Raw genomic sequence first — 21,675 nt, forward strand, 5'->3', positions numbered from 1 at the left:
TCTATTTGTCTCGTTGTATCGCCGTGCTAGCGATGTTCGCCGCGTAGCTGCTTGAGCCATTGAAACAAATCGGCAGGCCATGGCATTTTAAAGCGAAGCGACTCCCCGGAGATCGGATGGTTGAACTCCAACGTCGCGGAATGAAGAGCTTGTCGTGGCGCGCCGCTCACGTCCTCGGTTCGACTTCCGTCTCGATTGCGACCATAGATTGGGTCACCGCAAAGCAAGTGACCTGCTTCGGCCAAGTGAATTCGGATCTGATGCGTGCGTCCTGTTTCTAACTGGCATTCCACGAGCGAATAGGGGCCGATCTTCTCCATGGGTCGAACATGTGTGATCGCCCGTTGCTCGGTTGGGTCCGGTGCATCGGTTTGTTTACTTCCTCGGATACCATCGCCCCGATCCCGTACCAGGATATTGTCGAAGGTTTGCGCTTCGGGATAACCGTGAACCACCGCGTGGTATTTTCGGACTACCTCGTGTTTGCGAAACATCAGCCCAAGGGTTTGAGCGACCGACGGAGTTCGAGCAAAGATCATCAGCCCGCTTGTGTCACGATCGAGTCGATGCACCGCGATGACCGAATATTTTTTCAGCCGATGCTCTCGCTGCCGAGCCGATTCGTATAGCTGCTGCTTGCGAGTCGGCGAGGGGATGCTCGATTGTTTGTACGCCTGGAAGTGATCGATGAGGGCTTGGGGAACTAATTCCTCAAGCGTGGGTTGAAGCTGCCGTCGCTTTTTGGAGAGGTCTCGCTCTTCAAAATGGCGAGTGGAGGTGACCGCGGGTGGCTTTTCCACGACGACGAGGAAATCGTCGACGTAGGCAAGTCGGATGGCCGTGGCATCGACCGGTTTAGGAAGCGAGTCCTTCCAGAGTTTCACCACATCTTTCGGCGTTACCTTGCGAGCGGCGTCCAAGCAAAGATTCCCGTTGACTTGCACCCGCCGCTTCAAAATGGCGTCGCGAACCGAGCCCCAAGTCCAATCGGGCAAGTGACGCTTGAGGGACTTTGATAGGGTGAGACCATCGTCCTCATCGTCGAGATGAATCAGTTTGAATTTTTGGGAGGAGTCCATAGGAGGTCGATTGAGGTAGATGTCGGCGACGAATCGTTCACTACGATATTGCGTCACTTGCCTTAGATCGCAAGGCTATCGCGGGTGGAAATGGAGTAATTGAGTGAAAAGGTTGCGTATTCCGGCGATCTGTACAAGCTTACTGCGAGAAGAATGTTTCTCAACGCTTGCTGTGTGCTTGTCACGCTGCGTCGTGAAAATTACCATTAGGCCGTCGATCCGGTCGCGGATCTAGTCCTTAAATCCTCCGTCGCGCGGGTGCAAATACTGTGAAGACCTCCTTTCTCTCCGCGGCATGGCTGACCATTGGCCTGCTCCTCACATTTAGTATGGGATGCGATTCCGCGTCCGACAAATCGACCGGCAAGACCTCGGGGGATGCCTCGGCCAAAGGGGACTCCAGCGGCGGTGCGACCAAACTGAAGGCAGGACGCATCGTTCTCTTGAACAACACCGACTCCCCGTTCTGGGATGCGGCCCGGGCCGGAATCAAAAAGGCGGCCGAGGATCTCAAGCTCGCGGATCACGGTATCACCGCCGGGATGGACTCCAATGATGGAACGGAGCAAGGACAGATCGAAAAGCTGCGCCAATACGGGACGCAAAGCGATGTGCTGGCGGTGATCATCTCGCCCCTCTCCTCCACCAACCCGGCGATCGCCGACGAATTGGAGAACCTCAAGAAAAAAGGTGTGATCGTCGGTTGCTTTGACAGCGATCTCGAAGAGAAAAGCCGATCGATCCGAGAGTTCTATGTCGGAACCAACAACATCACCGGAGGTAAAGTGCTTGGAACCGCTGCCAAGGGGATCAAGCCAGATGCGGAGTACGCTCAGTTCGTCGGGACCGACAGCCAACAAAACGCCATCGAACGGATGAATGGATTCACCTCGGTTTACGGTGAAGCCACACAAAAGGACCGAAAACTCGACGACGCAGATCGAAATAGGGCTCGCGACAATGTGCGGGATGTCATTGCCAAACACCCAAGTCTTTCGATGCTCGTCGGTATCTGGTCCTACAACGCACCGGCCATCGTGGATGTGGTCTCGGAAAAGAACGCACGGGACAAGTTCAAGATCGTTGTGTTCGATGCGGAGCAATTGGCCATCCAGCAGATGGCAGATGGCATGATTGATGCCATGGTGGTCCAAAACCCGTTTGGGATGGGCTACGATTCGGTCCGTTACGCATTTGCAAAACTTTCCGGCGATCAAGCGACCCTTTCGGAACTCTTTCCCAAGATGGGTCAGCCCGGCGGGGATAACCGAGACACAGGACTCAAGGTCGTCGTGCCTAACGAAGGCTCCCCGCTCACCAAAGAAATGTTTGCGGAGTTCGGACCGAGCGTTGAGTTTGTGAAGTTCAGCGAATTCCAAGACTGGCTCAAGAAGTACAACCTAACCAGCTCATGATTCCCAAGCCCTCTCTTTGGCGAACTTTTTGGGGATCGGTGGAGTTCAAACTGCTGCTAGCATGGTCCGCTGTGGTCTTGATCACAGCGTTGCTCGACAGCGGTCATACTTACTACTATCAGTCAGCAAGTTCCGCGGAGTTGATCCTACGCAATACGGTCCTTCTGGGATTTTTTGCGCTAGGTAGTTCCGTCATTATAATCTCTGGTGGGATCGATCTCTCCAGTGGCTCGGTCATCGCGCTCAGCGCGACAGTCTTCGGTGCCTTGCTTATCCTCCTGGATCCCGACGGCTTTTCGAAGGGTTCCATCAGCACGACCGCCGTACTGCTCGCCATAGCGGGAACACTGCTGGTCGGCGTGATGATCGGGACACTGCATGCCTGGCTCATTACCGCGGTCGGCCTCCCCCCGTTCATCGCTACCCTGGCCACCTTGGTAGGCCTGCGAAGCTTCGGCCGCGCCCTTGCCCCAATCATGATGAATGGAAAGTCTCAAATCGACTTTCCGGACCGAGCGCTGCGAAATGTTCTCAAGGACGTGACCAGCATTTCGATCTTGTTCGTGATCCTCGCGATTCTCGTCTGGATTGTCATGAGCAAGACAGTCACAGGGCGGCACCTTCATGCCATGGGTGGGAATGAGCAAGCCGCTCGATTGAGTGGCATCCGGACCGATCGGTTGAAATGGTTCGCCTATGTATTAGGTGCAGTGACCGCGTCGATCGTGGGAATCATTTCCTTTGCCGATCAAGGCTCTGCGAAACCGGATATTATGGCCCGCGGATACGAGTTGAATGCGATCGCCTCCTCGGTGATCGGCGGTTGCTCATTGCAAGGAGGGATTGGAACGATCCCGGGGGTCGTGCTCGGTTGTCTATTCCTGAGAACCGTCATCGATGCGGTGAGCAAGATCGTTGGCACAGGCTCCGATGTGTACGAAGGTATGATCGTCGGCATTGTCGTCGTCCTGGCCGTCACATTCAGCCAACGAGTCGATCGGAGCGCGATCAAGAAATACTTTTCCACGCCGATCGGGTGGGCCAGCATTCCTGTCTTAGGGCTCACTGCCGGGATCGGGTTATTGCTCTTCTTTGGCAATCAAGCTTGGTATAGCCCGATGAAAGGGATTCTTTTCGGCGTCTTTGTCACGATCTGTTTGGCAGGTCGAGCTCTTTACGAGACCGTCATCCACAAGCCGGTGATGCAAAAGCCGCTGATCCAGAAGCCAAAATGACCGCGGATACTTTGATCTCGATCCAGAACATCGGCAAGCGTTTCGCTGCCGTTCGAGCGCTCGACGGTGTTTCGTTTGACGTCGCGCGCGGAGAGCTGGTCGCGATTTGCGGAGAGAATGGTGCTGGAAAGAGCACACTCATGAAGATTCTTTCCGGGGTATACCCCGAGTACGAAGGCACGATTGAGATCGACGGAAAGCCGGTGCGGTTTTCTGGCACGCGCGATGCCGAGGATGCCGGTATCTCGATCATCCATCAAGAATTGAACCTCGTCGAGCAATTGTCCGTAGCGGCGAATATCTTTCTCGGACGCGAACCTCGTAATCGCTGGGGAATGCGCGACGATCGAGCGATGCAGCTTCGGGCTAACGAGTTGTTACGAGAGTTGGAATGCAGTATCGATTCGAGGCAGCTGGCTGGCTCGCTGCGCGTCGGCGATCAACAGCTTGTGGAGATCGCTAAAGCGCTGAGCGTCAACGCGCGTATTTTGGTGATGGACGAACCGACCAGCGCCCTCACGGAGTCCGAAGTGGAAAGACTCTATCGGGTCATCGCGAAACTTCGGCAGCGAGGGACGACGATCCTTTACATCTCGCACAAGATGGAGGAGGTCTTTTACCTTTCCGATCGCATCGTCATTCTCCGCGACGGACAATTCATCACGCAGCGCGATACCAAGTCGATGAGCCCCAAAGAGGTGACGGAGTGCATGGTCGGGCGGTCCTTGGACACCATCGATCTTGGACCTCGGCGGGAACGCGGAGAGAAGCTGCTCGAGGTCAAGAATCTGGGGCTTCGATGGCCCGGACACGCACGCGGGTATCGATTGAAGGACATTCAGTTCGATCTCCACGCCGGGGAGGTGCTTGGAATCGCAGGGTTGATGGGAGCGGGGCGGACGGAGCTTCTCGAGGCGATCTTCGGAGCATCCAAAGAGCCTCCGACGGGTGAGATCTTCTTGTGCGGCAAACGGATTCAGCCTACGCATCCGAAAGAGGCGATCGCTGAAGGGATTGCCTTGGTCACGGAGGATCGCAAACGACTCGGCATCTTCACCGCGATGACCGTCGGCCGAAACATATCCCTTTGCAAGTTGGGTGCCATGCGATCAGGTCCGCTGCTAAACGAGGGCAAGGAACGCCATGCAGGGCAATCGATGGTGAGCAAACTCCAAATCAAAACCGATGGATTGCGAGCTAGCATCCTGAGTTTGAGCGGAGGAAATCAGCAAAAATGCATCGTTGGCAGATGGCTTTTGACCAACCCAAAGGTATTGCTGCTCGACGACCCGACTCGGGGGGTCGACGTGGGGGCTAAAGCGGAGCTCTATCGGATCATCCGCGAGCTGTGCCAAGAAGGTTTGGGTGTGATCGTCACCAGCAGCGAGCTTCCTGAAATCCTGACCTTGAGCGACCGCATCATGGTTTTGAACGAAGGACGGCAGACTGCGATCTTCTCGCGCGAAGAAGCGACGCAAGCGAAAATCATTCAAGCCGCGACATAAAAAAACACGCCATCGAGGTTTCGATGGCGTGTCTCATTCGATTTATCGCGTCCGATCGCATCCCACGCTTATTTGTGGGTGAAGTCCAAGTACCACAGACCGTCATCCCATTCCAATGCGACCTTCCGCCATCCCAAGGGAACTTGCGGGTAGGGATAGAATGGTCCGATGTAAGGCCATGCCGATGCCGAATATTGCTTCGGATAGGTAACAGCGGAGTAGTTCGGGTACGCTGCGTAGCTTGGCCAAGCGTAGTTCGGCATATTGGGCTGGTCGTAGCGAGGAACGCCACCACCGTAGCTTGGTCCACCCTGCATCGGCACAGGAGCGGCAGCTCCGTATCCGACAGGAGCGGCGGGAACGGATCCATTGACCAAGGTGCTTGGTGCGAACGCTCGCGGTGCTCCGCTACCGACCACAGGCATGGCAGAGGGTGCTTGTTGCATCCCGCTGACCGGTCGAACGGTTTGCCCTACGGAAACTTCATCGACCACACGCACAACGCCTGGGACGCGTTGCACGGTGCCGAGGACCATGCTCTTTTGATCTGGGGAAGCGACGTGGCCGCGAACCCAAACTTCACCTTCGATCGTCGAAACATCGATATCGAAGTTGCGGAGCTGACCGCTCTTTTGTGCCGATCCAAGCCGGGACAAGACTTCCGAAGTGATGTTGGCATCTTCAGCGCGAACGGTTGGTTCTTCGCTTTCAGGAAGCGTCATCAGTGCGGGAGCATCATCGTTAGCCGATGCCGGTACAACGACTTGTTCGGTCGCGGGTGCTGGCGGCAAAGCTGGTGCAGCTTGCGGCAGCGAGGACTGTTGAACCTTGACGTTGTTCACAACTTCCTTCACCCCTGCGGTTGTCGATGCAACGCGGAGGATCGAGTCGAGTTGGCCTTGGTTTGCGACAGCACCGTCGACAATCACCCGGCCTTCCTCAACGCTCAAGTTGATATCGAACCCTTTTAGACTGCCCGTCGACTGCTGTTGCTTCAACTGAGTGATGATGGCATCGGCGATCTCGCGATCTCCACCGAACGCCGTCATTGGTGCACCGGCGGTCAGCGAGGCGATCGCCATGCCCATAAAAAATCGTCGCATGGAAACCCTCCTACGGTTTTTTTGCGGGAAAAACGGCGCTTTGGAGCTGTGTTTCAAACCTCAGCACCTGCAAACTTCCTCGCCAGTTGTATTCGAAGGGGATATCACGACCAGCTGTGCTAGCGTACGCTATGCGAACCGCCCACAACTGGTATCAGAGGCCCCCCTCGTACTACCAGACTCATGGTTTGCGAATACAAACTATGTTTCGGCAAATCCGGCCGCCAAGCGAAGTGTTTTTACCAATTTTGACGGGCATCGCGGTGATTCTGGTCATTCGGGCAATAACGGGCATCGCAATGTTTTTCCAATCGTTCCAATGCCCCCGCGCCGCAAATCCTCGCTGACCAGAAGCTCCTTCCTAAGCCCCCTATGTTGTTATGCCACTGCAAGTCCTCCTGCATCAATCCGAAGAAATCGAACCCGTGGACGTTCCTCTCCTCAGCGAGGTCCTCCAGCAGATGGCAGCCGATGCCGGGGTGGAAGAGGGACGCATGTCGGTGGCTATCCTTTCCGATCCCGAGATCCGTGAAGTGAATCGCAGCTATCTGCAGCACGACTACGAGACCGACGTCATTAGCTTCGACCTCAGCGATGACGATGATTTTCTGGATGGCGAACTCGTCCTCTCCGCCGACACGGCGAGGAGGATGGCCAACGATGTCGGTTGGGCGCCCCAAGCGGAATTGCTCCTCTACGCTATCCACGGAATGTTGCACGTTCTCGGCTACGAGGACGACACCGATGAGAACCGGGATGAAATGAGACGGATGGAGGCCCACTATTTGAAGCGATTTCGCATCGAAGGATGGGAAAAACATCCCACCCAGGGAGAGGCCGAACCCGACTCGAAAGTCGACGAGAAAGGCTAGCTTTCGCGACTCGCCACAGGGGAACGGGCCGACTATCATGAAGGGGCTGGGGATCGGGCTGCTTTGCTCCCCTCCCCGCTGCATCCTCCCTTCCTGCTAATCGCCGACACCGCGATTGCGTCCCTCCCAACAGAACGATGCTGCACTAGCCATGTCTTCGATTCCTTGGTCCATCGCGCAAGACTCGCTCGACGTTAATTTTACTGTACCGCAGACGATGCGATTGCGGTTCACGCGCGAGTGTTTTGATGGCGACTGGGATCAGATCTTGTCCCTCTTCGCGACCGATTCCCCTCGCGCCCGCGTGCAGTTTTGGGTCGATCGCTCGGTCGTAGAATCCAATCCCTCGATTCGCGAGTCGCTTGAACGCCGGCTCATCGGCTCGGCAGACCGCCTGGATCTCACCTCTCCCGTTCGGTATTTGGAGGGGGGCGAGCAGATCAAAAACGACTCCGAACAAATCGAAGCGATCTTCCGAGCAATCGATCAGGACGGATTGGATAGGCGAAGCTACATTTGCGTGATCGGTGGCGGAGCGTTGCTCGACGCGGTCGGGTATGCAGCAGGTATCGCCCATCGAGGCATTCGTTTGATTCGCTTTCCGACGACGACCTTGGCGCAAGCCGATTCGGGAGTCGGTGTAAAGAATGCCATCAATGCTTTCGGCAAAAAGAACTGGAAAGGGACCTTCTCGGTTCCTTGGGCGGTCGTCAACGACCAATCCCTTCTCTCGCATTTGCCCCAGCGTGATTTCGCAGCCGGGTTTTCCGAGGCCGTGAAGGTTTCGTTGCTCAAGAGTCCAGGCGCGTTTCGGTTTTTGTGCGAACACGCTCACGCCATTGCTCGCCGCGATGGGGAGGCTGTGTTGGCTGCGATTCGCTCCAGCGTCCTCATGCACCTTCATCATATTACCCACGGTGGGGATCCGTTTGAAATGCAGGAAGCACGACCGCTGGACTTCGGGCATTGGTCGGCTCACAAACTGGAACACCTGTCTCAATTCCGACTTCGGCACGGCGAAGCGGTCTCGATCGGGGTAGCGCTCGATACCGTTTATTCTCATTACGTTCACGGTCTGGAGCAGTCCGATATGCTCGCCACCCTCGGTGTATTGAAGAATCTCGGGTTGCCGATTTACGATCCCATCGTCGGCGCCGAAACGCTATTCGATGGCTTGGAGGAGTTTCGACAGCATTTGGGGGGGCGATTGACCGTTACCATGCTGCGAGGTGTTGGGAATTGCATCCACACCCACGAGATCGATCGAAATGCGATGCTGCGGGCGATGGAGTTCATTCAGCAGTTCGCAGAATCGGCTCAGGGGACCGCAGCCAATCCCACGCTTTCCACCTAAGCCACTTCGGCGGGAGCTAACTCGTCGGGCTAGCCGCCTCACGGGGCGAGCTAACTCGGGGGTCGCGGGTAAACTAGAGGTCGTCGACCGATGCTCGCTCGACTACACTACTGCCGTTGGAATGATCCCGTGCCGAACTTCCATGGCTCAACATGATACTGCTGATCGATAATTACGACTCCTTCACTTACAACATCGTCCAACGGTTGGGGGAGATCGATCCCACTTTGGACGTCCGAACCTACCGAAATGACGAGTTGACGGTGGAGGAGGTCCGGGCCATGCGTCCGGAGCGAATCATCCTCTCTCCAGGGCCTTGCACTCCCAACGAGGCGGGGATTTGCGTCCCGATTATCGAGCATTTGCACACCGAGTTCCCCATTCTCGGGGTTTGCCTGGGGCACCAATCGATTGGACAAGCCTTCGGGGGGAAGATCGTCCGCGCCCCAGAATTGATGCACGGAAAGACCGACCGCATCTATCACGACAATCGAGGTATGTTCGCCGATTTACCCAATCCCTTCGTCGCGACTCGTTATCACTCTTTGGTCATTCTCCCGGAAAGTCTTCCCGAGTGCTTAGAAGTTTCCTCGTGGGTCGACGATCCTGCTGGCAATCGAATTATCATGGGAGTGCGGCACAAGCAATACGCCATCGAAGGGTGGCAGTTCCACCCCGAAAGCTTTTTGACCGAACCTGGCCCCACGCTTCTGGAGCGGTTTCTGACTTGGCAGGGGCCGCCTGCTCCTGTGGCAACCCCCTCAAGTTAGGCCTTGAAGCCGAGCCCATTTGCAAATAACTCGTAGCCCATCTCGATAGTCGGACCGCTTCCTCTTCCCCTAACCGCCCTGACAGCATGCTTTGCGTAACGATCGCTAGAACTCGACATAAACACACCATCCATGAGCACCAGCAAGTTGCCGAGTTAGGTGCCAAGCTGGCGGAGCTTCGCCTCGATTACATCGGTCGCAGTATCGATCTGGGGCGATTGTTGAAGAATCGTCCCACCCCGGTCGTCATCACCTGTCGACGCAAAGAGGATGGCGGGCGATGGGATCGAACCGAAGAAGAGCGATTGATGCTGCTTCGGTCTGCCATCGCCATGGGGATCGAGTATGTCGACTTGGAAGAAGACACCGCGCAAAAGATCCCTCGCTATGGCAAGACGAAGCGAATCGTCAGCTTGCATAACTTCGAGGGAACCCCCGACGACTTGGAATCGATCCACGAGCGGTTGGCCAAGGCGGATGCGGATATCGTGAAGATCGCGGTCCAGGCAAACTCGTTCGGCGATATGGTGAAAGTCCTAGAGCTCATGCGAAATGCGAAAGTTCCAACCATCGGGATTGCGATGGGGGACTACGGAACACCTTCGCGCATCCTCGCGACTCGGTATGGCGCACCCTTTACGTACTGTGTCTTCAATTCAGAACGCAAAGTTGCACCTGGGCAATTGAGCTTCGATCAGATGACCAATGTTTATCGCGCGGAGTCGATTAAGGCCACTACGCGATTGTTCGGAGTGGTAGCCGATCCGGTTGCTCATTCATATAGCCCGCTGATTCATAACGCGTCGTTCCAAGCGCACGATCTTGATTGCCGCTATCTCCCGTTTCGTGTGGCGTCGGGCGAATTGCCAGAGTTTTTGGAATGGTGCTGCCGAGAAAATATCGGCGGCTTGAGCGTTACGATCCCTCATAAGCAAGCGATTTTGCCGCTGCTCACCCAAGCCGAGTCGGCCGCCCAGGGGATCGGAGCTTGCAATACGGTCGTCTTCGCAGGGGAAGAAATGGTCGGTTACAACACCGATTACCGAGCGGCGATGGATTGCCTCACCGAAGCCTACGCGAAAATGACGGGGAAGGAGGATCCGTTTGAACGCGCTTCGGTCCTGCTGCTCGGCAGCGGAGGTGTGTCGCGAGCCATCGGCTACGGGCTGGCCCAGCGTCGAGCTCTCGTCACGGTAACCGCCAGGAATGCAGACACCGCGAAGGAGTTGGCAGGGGTCCTCAACGGCAAGACCATCCCGTGGAACGAACGCCATTCCATCGCTCCCGACATTCTCGTCAACGGAACTCCGGTTGGGATGTTTCCGGATATGGACGAAACTCCTTTTCAAACGAGCAAGCTCAAGGGGAAGACACTGGTCTTCGATACCATCTATAATCCCGAGCAGACTTTGTTTATCAAAGGGGCTCGCACGGCAATGTGTCCAGTGATTACAGGACTGCAAATGTTTGTGCGACAAGCGGCTTACCAATACCGCCTGTTCACGGGTAAAGAGCCACCGATCGAGGTGATGGTCAAGACGATCAAGAAGGCAATTTCTCCGGTGAACTACAAGGACCTCGACGAGGACGAGGATACGGAGGATGGAGACGACGAAGCATAAAGGCTGGTGGCAGTCGATCCGAGCATCGATCCGCCAAGCTCCCACCCTTGCAACTTGGCTGGATCCGATTTGGTCCAGCTGGGTTCGATTCCAATTGAGCCGCCCTTACCCGCCACCTTACCCCAACGAGAGCGTGGGGGCCTTTGGCGAACGATTGGCCGCCATCTATTTGGAACGGAAAGGGTATTTCATCCTCGAACGGTCGTTCCGAACCAAGACCGGTGAAATCGATCTTGTCGCTGTTTGGAGAAAACGTCTGCTGGTCTTTGTCGAAGTCAAAACGGGAGAGCGTGCACCACCCGCAGGGGAGGGGCCATCGGACCGGGTCGACGACCGCAAACAGAAGAAAATCACCGATACGGCCCTTCGATACATGAAACAGCATCGGCTGTTCGGCACCTCCGGACGGGCCGATGTGATCGAAGTGGTCCTCGAGCCGGAAATCGGGCAAGGCCCCGCATTCAGACATTTTGAATCAGCATTTCAAGCCTCTGGGCAGTTTCAGATGTTTTCGTAATCCGGTGATTGTCGTCTATAATAAAGGGGTCCTTCCAATCCGGAGGGCCGTATAATCCGAGCCCACTCGTCTCGTCTGGTTTTGGAACCTGAAAATCGATGCAGTCCCCACCGCAAAATCTCGCGCCCATTTCTATGCGTATGCCTCCTGAGCGAGGGCGGATGCTCCGATGCATGGTCCTCTGCGGATGCGCGGTCCTCGGCGGGTGCATGGTGCTCGGTGTATCCCTACCCGCTATGGCCCAGCGAACGGTGAAGCGACCTGTGCGAGCCGCCCCCCCCACCTTTCGACCAGGCGAATTCTCCGGCGTCTTCTTCGACGCTCCCTTGGCACAACTGCAAGGGAACCGACCAGATGCGAACCCAACCGAACCCAAAATGGCAAGCGACGCGTCGAAGGTTGGCGCGAACGTCGATATAGCGAGCGAACCGACCGCCGAAGAAAACGCGTCGAAAGATGGTGTTTGGAAAAGTCTCATCAGTGGTACCTCCATCGAAGATCTGGTCAAAGAGTCCAAGACCCGACTGGATTCTGTGATCACGACGCCGGCTAAATTTGCTGCGGGCGGATTCAAAGATGTGCGGCGAGAGTTCACTCTCCTAGCCAGTTTGATGGCGGTCATCGAACGATATCCCGACGAGATTCGCTGGAAGAGCTCCGCCCCATATGGTCAACGGGCCTTTGCGAAAATGGCCTCGAACTGCAAAGTGGGTACGCAACCAGTCTTCAACGAAGCCAAGCTGCGGCACCAGGATTTGGCAGACTTGCTAAAAGGCTCCAAACTTTCGGGGACCACCGACGAGGTGACTTGGGAGGATATCGCCGATCGAGGACCGAGCATGCAGTTGCTCGAGTGGGCACTCCGCGAAAATTTGGCTCCCCTCACCAGCAACGATAAAGAGTTTCAAAATGGCCAAGAGGAAGTCCTCAAGTATGCCGAGCTTGTCGCAACCTATGGCCAAATCCTCCAACAGGAGGGGATGACCGATGCCGACGACGACACCTACGTCGAACTCGCCGGTCAAATGGTCAACGCGGCCGTCGAGGCTGCGCGGGCGACCAAGCAAGGAGACGCCGAAGCGGTCCGATCAGCCGTGAGCAAGATCGATCAATCCTGCAACAAGTGTCACGAATCGTACCGATAACCCACCAAAGGGTCGAACCCTTCGAATAACCAGTCTGCGAGAGGAATTATGGGAATCCGATTTGCCTGCCACCATTGCTCTCACGCAATCCATGTGAAGGATTTCCAAGGTGGGAAAAGAGGGAAGTGCCCGGAGTGCGGTCAATCCTTTCGCATCCCTCTCCAAGATGCGACCTACTCCCTGGCGATCGATGAGGAGCAGGGAGAACCTATCCCGCAAATCGCTGCAGCCATCGCCTCCCCCAAGTCGGCTGCTGTCCATGCCAAATCCGCTGTTGTCGCTCCGACCCAAACCGCGCCCAAACCGCAACCTGCGGTCGACAGTGTCAAAGCGGCCAAACCGATTGAGAAATCGATATCCAAATCGAGCGATAAGCCAGCCGCGAAGCCCGTTGCAAAACAAAATGTTGCGCCTTCTTCGGTGCCTCCCTCTGCACCTCCCGTCAACACGAAGGTGCGACCACGGGCCTTTGCAGAAGCCGATGGTGCGCGATGGTATGTTCGACCACCCAGCGGTGGAGAGTATGGTCCAGCATCGGAAGAACTCTTAACCGTTTGGATCGAAGAAAAAAGGGTGACCGCGGATTCTTTGCTATGGAGAGAAGGTCAGCCGCAATGGTTGACCGCAGAACAGCTCCTGCCCGAGCTCTATCCGGCCGACTCAGACTTCTATGAGGAACCCAATCGGAGGCACACCGATTCCGACAGTACGATTGGATTCCCTGAGATGCCATCGACGGGCCCTGCCATCGCATCGGAATTGGAATCGGCGGCAAAGCCATCGCCGGCTGCCTTGCTCAAAGCCCAACGCAAACAACGTCAAAAGCGAAACCAGTGGCTGCTGATTGGAGTTTTATCTCTGATCTCCCTGCTGCTCCTCGGGGGGCTTGTTTGGGTTCTTATGTTCAACACGAGCAATGGATAACATCGAGAAACCTCCCTCCACTTCGAGAGTAAAATAAGACGCCACCCCTCCCCTTTTATCCTGCCCCGCCTCTTTCCTCAGGAAAGTCAAGCATGTCCTTTCGACTGCTTCCAACCAACGCTTCTCTTTGCCTTGCAATGCTCTTGATCCTTCTAGGGATCCAGCAGGATGGATTTGCTCAAGAAACCCTCGAAGTCGATTTTTTCGAAAAGCGAATCCGTCCGATTTTGGTCGAACGTTGCTACGAATGCCATAGTGGCGACGCGCGACGATTGGAGGGGAGTCTGCGGCTGGACCATGGTTCCTTTTACAAATCCGGTGGAGATTCGGGAGCCGCGGTCGATGCGGAGAATCCATCAGAAAGTCTCTTCCTCCAAGCCATTCGCTACGAAGGCTACGAGATGCCTCCGTCCGGCAAGCTTCCGACGGACGAGATCGAGGACTTGACCAAATGGGTGCTCGCTGGCGCTCCATGGCCTGAGGAGACGATCCCGGAAACGAAGAAAGAGATCGCACTATTTGATTTGACGTCTCGGAAAGCTTCGCACTGGGCGTGGAGCCCAATCGTTCGCCGCGAACTCCCGACCATCGCAACGGATTGGTATCCCCAGTCACCGATCGATGTCTGGATCCACGAAGGACTCCGTTCGAAAGAGCTTGCACCCGTCGCGACGGCCGACCGAGCCATTCTTATCCGCCGATTGTATTGGGACTTATTGGGCATCCCACCAAACGATGAAGAGCTGGTGCGCTGGCAGAAGGATCCCAGCGAGGATTGGTACGAGCAAATGCTCGATGCCCTTCTCGCCAACCCGCAGTTCGGGGTGCGCTTTGCACGGCATTGGATGGACTTGGTCCGATACGCGCAATCCCGTGGTCACGAGTTCGATGAAGATATCCCCGGTGCGGAACACTACCGCGATTATCTCGTACGCGCTTGGAACGCAGATCTTCCTTATTCCGATCTGGTGCGAGAGCATGTCGCGGGAGATCTGCTGGAGAATCCACGACGCCATCCGACCAAGCGATGGAACGAATCGATCCTAGCGACAGGGTTCTGGTTTCTCGGAGAATGGGTCCATTCCCCGGTCGATACCCGCAAAGACGAAACGGACCGCTTCGACAATATGGTGGATGTCTTCTCCAAGTCCTTTTTAGGGATGACCGTCGCATGCGCTCGATGCCATGACCACAAGTTCGATGCGATTAGTACAGAAGACTACTACGCGATGTACGGTTATCTGCGGAGTAGCCACTATCGGCTCGTTCGATTCGAAACAGATGAATCGGAAAAGGAAATTCAAACAGAACTAGAACACATACGAAACCAATATCGAGGTCGCATCGAATCGATGGTGAAGCAATGGGTTCAGGGGCTAGACGACTCAAAGCGAATCGAATTGATCCAGTCGATGGCTTCTTCGAAACCGGTGCCGTCGCCGCTTCCGTCGATTGACCCTCGAGTTCGATTGGACGCGGCTACCCTGCCGCCCGAATCGTTCCGAACCAATGGACCCGCGTTTGGACTGCACGTTCAGCCAGCAGGCTGGCATTCCCTCCTACTCCATTCCCAGACCCCCAGTCGGTTGCAGGCCTCTTCGTTTCCATCGATCGCCGTCGATCCGTTTTGGTTGAAACAAAAATCGGTGCTGGACCGAATGAATACTCAAAATCGATATGCCCAAGTGGATCAAGCGGGGGGAACGTTCCTCAGCCCATCGTTTCTGCTGGAATCGGATCGACTAGCCTTTTTGGTACGCGGTAGTTTCCGAGTCTTCACGGCTGTCGATTCCCATCGATTGATCGCTGGTCCACTGCACGGTGAAACGGTTTTTGAATCCAAGGCTGAAAAGGACTCGAATTGGCGCTGGGTGCTTGGCCCCAATCTGAGCCGCTATCGAAACAAACGAGTGCACCTGGAGTTTTCGGCTATTGGTTCCGATGGATTCGAGCTTGCGCAAGTTGTCAGTGGACCTGCCCCTGAGGGGACGCGCCTAGCTTGGGATGTTGATCAGATTGAAGAATCTCTCGGAAGGCTTCAAAGAGGAAGCGATGTATCGATTGGGAATCCGTCCGAGAACGAACGGAAGTTGGACGCGTGGGTCATTGCGGAGTTGCTGGATCGATGGAGTGGTGCACATTCGGATTCTACCGACGCCGTATTTCGAGACGAGCGGCAGCGGGCGATAGAATCGTGGTACGAAGCCGAGGAAGCCCTAGCCAAAAAGGCTCCGTGGGAATCGCGAGTGGCGATGGCGATGCAGGATGGATCTGGCCAGAACGATTTCCTACTCATTCGCGGCAATCCCGACAAACCGGCACAGGAAGTTCCTCGTCGCTTTTTAGAGGCGCTCGGAGGAAAGGTTTCGGTGCGCAGCGATATCCATGGATCGGGGCGGCTCGAATTGGCAGAACAGATGCTTGCACCTAAGAACCCGCTTGTTGCGAGGGTGATCGCGAATCGGCTCTGGCATCATTTGATCGGGCGTGGGATCGTCGCGACGACGGATGATTTTGGGGTGCAAGGAAAAGCACCCACACACCCAGAGCTATTGGATGAGTTAGCGATTTCGCTTCGAGAACGGGACTGGTCTCTCAAGTCGTTGATTCGGTCGATTTGCCTTTCGAACACCTATCGGCAGCGAACGGCCTCGGGGGATGTCTCTCCGGTCGATCCTAGCAATGAGTATCTGGCATTTGCGCATGTGAAGAAGCTGCAGGGGGAAGCGGTTCGGGACGGATTGTTTTTGGTGTCGGGGCAATTGGATAATCAGCTTGAAGGTGGGACGGTACGTGTGCACCTCAACGACTTCTTAACGGGTCGGGGGCGACCCAATCAGAGCGGCCCGATGGATGGTCGGGGGAGAAGAAGTCTTTATTTGGAGGTTCGAAGAAACTTCCTCAATCCCATGTTGACGGCGTTTGATATGCCTACACCGTTTAGCTCGATGGGGCGACGCAATGTATCCAACGTTCCCGCGCAGGCCCTCACGATGCTCAATGATCCGATGATCCATGCGTTGGCAGAGCGATGGGCTGAGCGCATGTTGAGTAGGGATTTAAGCGACCGCGATCGTGTCGTGGAGATGTTGCGGCAAGCGCGAGGGAGAGAGCCGAGCGATGACGAAGTGACCCGATCGCTCGCGTTTGTCGAGGATACGGGAGTGACGGCCGATCAAGCCTCTGCGGAGACAGCCCAATCCTCGTCGCAGCGTCGCGAAGCGTGGAAAGACTTCGCCCACGTCCTTCTCAATTCCAAAGAGCTACTCTTCTGCTTCTAACGGGAAACTATTTTGGTTCCGACGTACGCATGAACTGGAGCAGCGACCACGCATTCACTTTTGTATGCGGAGATCAAGGAACCACGGAACACACGGAATACACGGAAGGAAGCCCACGATCATTCCTCGTTCCTTTTCAGTGTATTCCGCGTCGTCCGTGGTGAAAGAACTGCATGCGCTTCGATTCGGGTCGGTATCGACGATGCCACCATCGCGGCGAAACATCGTGATGGAAATCTTGCTCCAACTCGGTGGATGCGATTCCTGTATTTCTCTACGCTGTGAAGTAGGTCCGAAAATATCATAGATCATGGGACGAAGTAGGCGATTGATATGACCGTTTCAATTCCTTTCTGCCCGAATATTTACGACGATGCAAATAATTCTCGCTCTCGTTCTCGATCTCGGAAAATGCAAGATAGCACCCTGCCTGCTGACTGAAGATTAGCGCACCGGCTATCGAGTGGACCTATTTAGTGCATACCTTCGCTCGACGATAGCATCTTCAACATAACGATACAAAAAACGCAACAGATGACGAGGAGAAGCGTTCTAGAAACGGTTATCAAGCTGACTGGATTATTGTCGCTGGAGCCAAAACAACCACAAGAGACATTCAAGCCGATGCTGAGCACCCAAATCTGCGCAATCGAGTAAATCGAAAAAAGTACCAGGCAAACGTACAAGGCAATTAACCTCTGTCTTTCGAAGAACAAAATGGCAATCGCGACAGTCAGCTGAAGATTTGGAATAATAGCGGCTATCCACTCCGCAGCAATCCTGGGTACCATCTTGTATGAATGCACCGCGCCAATAAACTCGTACGGATTTCGTAAATGGGAGAATGCACTCAAGGAAAGAGCAAACGCTAATATTGCACAGATCAATCCCACTAGCGGACGGATTATTCGCTGAGGCTTCTCTGATACCATTCTTCAACACCTCCAGGAAACACTCCGATTGGTTTCAAAGTCATCATCTCCAACAAATCTGCAATTTTGTCCGCCCACCCGCACTGCTTGTTTTGACAGTAAACGATGATGGTCTTACTGTGGTCGAGCGTTTCGGGGAAATTCTTAATGGCTAATACTCCTGAATTGATCGGAAGATTCTTTGCATTGGGTAGCCGGTATTCGTCAAATGCATCTTCTAATCTGGCATCAACAAATTGAATGGCACCTTGTTTTTGCAATGCCTTAATCTCTTCATATGAGAATCGGTTATGGGAAGTACGCTGATGGGCAGCGAACAAAACACGCTGTGGCAGGCTATTCCATAAGAATCCCGAGGGAAAGCAGATGTGGGTGATGGCAACCGAGGTCATGGTCACTATCAGAATCTGCAGTTTGGGATGGATGCCTACCCTGTTTGTGATACGAAATCCAGCAAACGAAGCGCAAACCGCTATCAGAATAAAGAATGGAAAGAAGAACGTTGGAAGATGATTCTGATCGTCCGAAACAAAGATGGCAGCACCATCCCAAATACAAAGCAATTCGGCTTCCGATAGCGTCCCTGTATGTCTTGGTGGATCGTAGACTCTAACCTCACCATTGTTCTCGAAACCTAAATATAGGATCCAATGGGAGAATTCAACAGAACCAGGGGTGCGCACATGCAGTATAGCTGGGCAGTTCGCACGCTGAAGATCAAGCAATGAAAGGTTTTGCTTGGATATAGACTTGAGCCCAATGTCCGAAGCCAATTGCTCAAGGTTCTTTATTGTTGAACCAAATCGTCCAGACAGGTATTTTTCTTGAATGATACTTTCAGGAGTCGAGGACCGACCAAATGAAGTAGCTATTGCGTGAACACAATAAATTCCGCAATAGGAAGTTGGAGTACGAGAATCCGAAAAAGAGGGACCGACAGGTTCGCTTTGAGCAGCAATGGAAAGTGACAATGGTTCCAGTCCGGCAAGAATCGATAGGATTGAAGCCAGTATTGGCAGGTGTATAAAACGAATATTCAATCCCATTTGATGCTTTCTGAATCTGCTATCCCGCTAAGAGACAACATAACTCGTGGACTGAGTTCCGCCGACATTGTCATGCAGGCGCCATCTGCCTTCGCCCAATTTATAAGATTACCCGAATGACTGCTGCTAAAGCGTATCCAGTCTCGCCGGAAATTGTCGGCGAGACCGCGAGTGCTTGTCGTATTCCAATGCGTCCACATCGGTGAGCTAGGTATCGCAAAGGAAGTGACTCGCTGTCCGTCACTGTTGTAACCACCAGTGACTTCTCCAAGGAGCAACGTGCTGGAGAGCCCATCTACGATCTCGTTCAACTTTATTTTTCTCGCTATCCTGAACGGTCCGCGATACTTATCCAGTATTAGTTGCTGATCGGGAGGGAATGTAGTGTCTTGTCCGTCGATAGGCCATCGTCCTGCGTTACCAAGGTAGTTTGTCATGGCAACGTCGGAGGAAGTGGGACGAGGAGGGATGCCAGACAACCACAAATAGGAAACGGTCCTATCGTGTCCGCTCGCCCAAATAATCGTTCCGCTATCCCGATCGCCGACTCTAACTGCGGAAGATGCGTTATCAGAGGGGCATCGGAATACCTCGCTTACGGATTGAGTTTCTGCCGTTAGATCTTTTCTCCACCACGGCGAAGGCGACCGATAGCTGTCTTCCCAAAAAGAGTACAGCGCTTGACCTTCGACGTGCGGTAGAAGATGGACAAGGTGCCCAACGAAGTTATGGCGTTCTCGTGTATCGTGCGACATGTTTTTCGGCGAATTGATTCCGATGGGAATGGAACCATTCGACGACTCGAATGCGAGCACCGACAGGGATAGGTTACGAAGGTTATTTAAACAATGAAGCCTTCTGGCGGATTCTCGAGCCGACTGCACTGCGTTGACAAGAAGTGAAGCTAATAAGGAAATAATAGCAATGCTAACAACCATCTCCGTCAACGTTGTTCCTATTCTCGTAGATCCCCCACACGAAGGCTGTTTAGTGAAGTTGGGGGTCATCGGACTAACTTCTGGAAGGCCAAAACGGAAAGTGAGAGTATGACAAGAGCGGTAAGTGAGACGGTCAATATCCAATTGACGGACCACCTGCTCCCCTTGAATGTCATTTCTTTACCTGCCTCAAGAGCCGAGAAATCAACGGCAGCGATTTTCTTGCCGCTTCGCCACTCGTAGTGCACTGCGCCTTTTCGGACAACGGACATGCCATCCGGTATGCTTGATAGGATGGATTTCACATAGTTGCGAGCAGGCTGCTCACCTACTTGAAAACTTGACACAGAGATAAAAGATTCGTCATGAGTCGCCGCCTCGTCGATCGACAAAGGTATTCGTTCAATCGTAATGTTGGCCCTCCAGGCAACCGGATCCTGAAGCGAAAGATACGGGTCAAATATAACTGTGGAAAGAATCCTCTTCATTCCCTTTTGGCAAAACTTTGACCTGAAATCCTCTAGTTTGATACGAGAATCTGCGCTAATCAGGTGTTGTTCGTTTTTTTCGAAACGGATTGACTGAACCATGTGGGCATCCCTCTCGACAAGGAGGGTGCCAAACTCATTTGAGTAAGATGTTCCTCCCCCAAGAACTTGAGACGCGTCAATATGTGAGGAACCGGAACTAAAATAGATCGCAAAAGGCATCGAGGAGATGGTCTGCGATTGGTATAGAGGAGGCATATTAGGGTCAAATGGTCCTTGCTCAACAAGGTGATCCACCAGCCTCTTGGCGTTAGCTCCCAGAGGTTCTTCTCCCGATTCCAAGCTGGTCTCAATGGTGAGTCGATCAAAATCCTTTCCGGCGATGTGAAACGATTCATGGCCATCGCTTGTGACGATCCCGGATAGGCAAACCTCTTTCGCGGAGGCAACGACAAATTGTCTCTTCGTCGTCACGATTTTGCCGGAGTTCTGTTTGCCAGTGGTCGAGATCTCACCATTCAAAAAATAGTATTCATGCCCAAAGCCGCGTAAGGCGTTGAGCGTACATGAAATGGAAAAAAGAGTGACAAGAAGAGCCAAACGCACGATCTTCGTCCCCCTGGAATCTTGCGTAATCACACGTCACTCTTCCTCTTCAAGAAACAAACATGCTTAACACGACGCAAAAAATAACCCCAGTCAGGCTCAGAGAACCGCCAATCTGAGCCATGTTGTCCTTTTCCAACTCCGAATCAAGGACTATGAAAAGTATTCTGACTTGGGAGGAAGCCACTCGCAATCCGCGCCCGCCAACGGCATCTGATTGTTATTTTGGGAACTAGTCGCTTTATCTATTCTATTTCACCTACTTGGTAAGGCCTCTTGCAGTTGTTGCTCGGCCTCGGACCAGAACCCGTACAACCTGGTTTGGTCGGATTCTTGGCCTCGCATGTGTTTACCTCGTTGCCAAGAGGAATGTGCAACAATTGAATCTCTGGGGTGCCAGGAGGCGATGACTTGAACTCGACACTGTTGTCACAACTTTCGCCAGGAACAGCAGAATCACATTGCAACGTATCCGTTTCGCCGATGCATCTTTCCTGTTCCTCAACCGACCCTCCAGACAGACCGGCAATCGTAGAGATTTGTCCAGCGAACATAGCAAGCACCAACACAAAGCAACTACTTAATGTTCTCATAGAACACCTTGTCTAAACGGTAGAAAACCAACTTCCGATGAACCATCGAGGATATCCGGGGGGGGGGGGGCATTTGTCAAATAAATTTCTTGTAAAGATTCTGGTTGGAAGGGCTCCTTTCGGGTGTGATCCGGAGGGGTATGATGTCGTCGTGATTTATCCGAAGCGCTCAAACGCCTTGCGGGTATCCCTTCGTGATTCTACATCTAGCAGCCCACTGAATAAACTAGTGTTTTGGAACACCGCACTT

The 21,675-nt window shown here is 54.0% G+C and carries 17 protein-coding genes; 11 read left to right on the top strand and 6 right to left on the bottom strand.

Translation table 11 applies throughout. The features are described 5' to 3' along the window. Positions 1-26: 26 nt before the first annotated feature. On the bottom strand, positions 27-1,079 hold the full coding sequence (locus SH467x_RS10605) for a pseudouridine synthase (RefSeq protein ID WP_482371243.1): 1,053 nt from the start codon (positions 1,077-1,079) through the stop codon (positions 27-29). Positions 1,080-1,348: 269 nt separating this feature from the next. On the opposite strand from SH467x_RS10605, the gene SH467x_RS10610 reads away from it, so the two are divergent. Genes SH467x_RS10610 through SH467x_RS10620 form a run of 3 tightly spaced genes read left to right on the top strand, consistent with a single transcriptional unit; the run spans position 1,349 to position 5,234 of the window. After that, positions 1,349-2,494, top strand: a complete 1,146-nt coding sequence (locus tag SH467x_RS10610; RefSeq protein ID WP_482371244.1) for a substrate-binding domain-containing protein — start codon at positions 1,349-1,351, stop codon at positions 2,492-2,494. Continuing rightward, the gene (locus tag SH467x_RS10615; RefSeq protein WP_482371245.1) at positions 2,491-3,729 is read left to right on the top strand and encodes an ABC transporter permease; all 1,239 of its coding nucleotides are present in this window, start codon (positions 2,491-2,493) and stop codon (positions 3,727-3,729) included. The genes SH467x_RS10610 and SH467x_RS10615 overlap by 4 nt, the downstream gene beginning before the upstream one ends. Beyond that, on the top strand, positions 3,726-5,234 hold the full coding sequence (locus SH467x_RS10620) for a sugar ABC transporter ATP-binding protein (protein WP_482371246.1): 1,509 nt from the start codon (positions 3,726-3,728) through the stop codon (positions 5,232-5,234). The genes SH467x_RS10615 and SH467x_RS10620 overlap by 4 nt, the downstream gene beginning before the upstream one ends. A gap of 68 nt (positions 5,235-5,302) precedes the next feature. On the opposite strand, the gene SH467x_RS10625 is transcribed toward SH467x_RS10620, so the two are convergent. Next, positions 5,303-6,337 (bottom strand): BON domain-containing protein, encoded by a 1,035-nt coding sequence (locus SH467x_RS10625; RefSeq protein WP_482371247.1) that lies wholly within the window; start codon positions 6,335-6,337, stop codon positions 5,303-5,305. A gap of 380 nt (positions 6,338-6,717) precedes the next feature. On the opposite strand from SH467x_RS10625, the gene ybeY reads away from it, so the two are divergent. The 8 genes from ybeY to SH467x_RS10665 all read left to right on the top strand — a co-directional run bounded on the left by ybeY (position 6,718) and on the right by SH467x_RS10665 (position 16,822). Beyond that, a complete protein-coding gene (gene ybeY / locus SH467x_RS10630; protein ID WP_482371248.1) occupies positions 6,718-7,209 on the top strand; it encodes an rRNA maturation RNase YbeY in 492 nt (163 codons plus the stop codon). Between the two features lie 151 nt (positions 7,210-7,360). Further along, positions 7,361-8,563 (top strand): 3-dehydroquinate synthase, encoded by a 1,203-nt coding sequence (locus SH467x_RS10635; RefSeq protein WP_482371249.1) that lies wholly within the window; start codon positions 7,361-7,363, stop codon positions 8,561-8,563. A gap of 152 nt (positions 8,564-8,715) precedes the next feature. Then, positions 8,716-9,333, top strand: coding sequence for an anthranilate synthase component II (locus tag SH467x_RS10640; protein WP_482371250.1), 618 nt, complete (start codon positions 8,716-8,718; stop codon positions 9,331-9,333). Positions 9,334-9,419: 86 nt separating this feature from the next. Beyond that, positions 9,420-10,955, top strand: a complete 1,536-nt coding sequence (aroE, locus tag SH467x_RS10645; protein WP_482371251.1) for a shikimate dehydrogenase — start codon at positions 9,420-9,422, stop codon at positions 10,953-10,955. Further along, on the top strand, positions 10,936-11,472 hold the full coding sequence (locus SH467x_RS10650) for a YraN family protein (protein WP_482371252.1): 537 nt from the start codon (positions 10,936-10,938) through the stop codon (positions 11,470-11,472). Before aroE ends, SH467x_RS10650 begins: the two co-directional genes overlap by 20 nt. A gap of 134 nt (positions 11,473-11,606) precedes the next feature. Then, positions 11,607-12,617, top strand: coding sequence for a cytochrome c (locus SH467x_RS10655; protein ID WP_482371253.1), 1,011 nt, complete (start codon positions 11,607-11,609; stop codon positions 12,615-12,617). Positions 12,618-12,665: 48 nt separating this feature from the next. Further along, positions 12,666-13,541 (top strand): GYF domain-containing protein, encoded by an 876-nt coding sequence (locus tag SH467x_RS10660; RefSeq protein ID WP_482371254.1) that lies wholly within the window; start codon positions 12,666-12,668, stop codon positions 13,539-13,541. 92 nt (positions 13,542-13,633) lie between these two features. Beyond that, a complete protein-coding gene (locus tag SH467x_RS10665) occupies positions 13,634-16,822 on the top strand; it encodes a PSD1 and planctomycete cytochrome C domain-containing protein (protein ID WP_482371255.1) in 3,189 nt (1,062 codons plus the stop codon). 473 nt (positions 16,823-17,295) lie between these two features. On the opposite strand, the gene SH467x_RS10670 is transcribed toward SH467x_RS10665, so the two are convergent. From SH467x_RS10670 to SH467x_RS10685, 4 genes are read right to left on the bottom strand one after another with little or no spacing between them, the layout of a single operon-like run. Beyond that, positions 17,296-17,754 carry a MauE/DoxX family redox-associated membrane protein gene (locus SH467x_RS10670; RefSeq protein ID WP_482371256.1) on the bottom strand — a complete coding sequence of 153 codons (459 nt, stop codon included), beginning with the start codon at positions 17,752-17,754 and terminating at the stop codon, positions 17,296-17,298. Beyond that, on the bottom strand, positions 17,727-18,800 hold the full coding sequence (locus SH467x_RS10675; RefSeq protein ID WP_482371257.1) for a rhodanese-like domain-containing protein: 1,074 nt from the start codon (positions 18,798-18,800) through the stop codon (positions 17,727-17,729). Before SH467x_RS10675 ends, SH467x_RS10670 begins: the two co-directional genes overlap by 28 nt. Next, positions 18,791-19,807, bottom strand: coding sequence for a DUF1559 family PulG-like putative transporter (locus SH467x_RS10680; protein WP_482371258.1), 1,017 nt, complete (start codon positions 19,805-19,807; stop codon positions 18,791-18,793). Before SH467x_RS10680 ends, SH467x_RS10675 begins: the two co-directional genes overlap by 10 nt. Next, positions 19,804-20,865 (bottom strand): hypothetical protein, encoded by a 1,062-nt coding sequence (locus tag SH467x_RS10685; protein WP_482371259.1) that lies wholly within the window; start codon positions 20,863-20,865, stop codon positions 19,804-19,806. Before SH467x_RS10685 ends, SH467x_RS10680 begins: the two co-directional genes overlap by 4 nt. Positions 20,866-21,675 lie beyond the last annotated feature (810 nt).

Source organism: Brakhagea slesvicensis (assembly GCF_052161625.1).
Lineage (GTDB): Bacteria > Planctomycetota > Planctomycetia > Pirellulales > Pirellulaceae > JBKCUI01.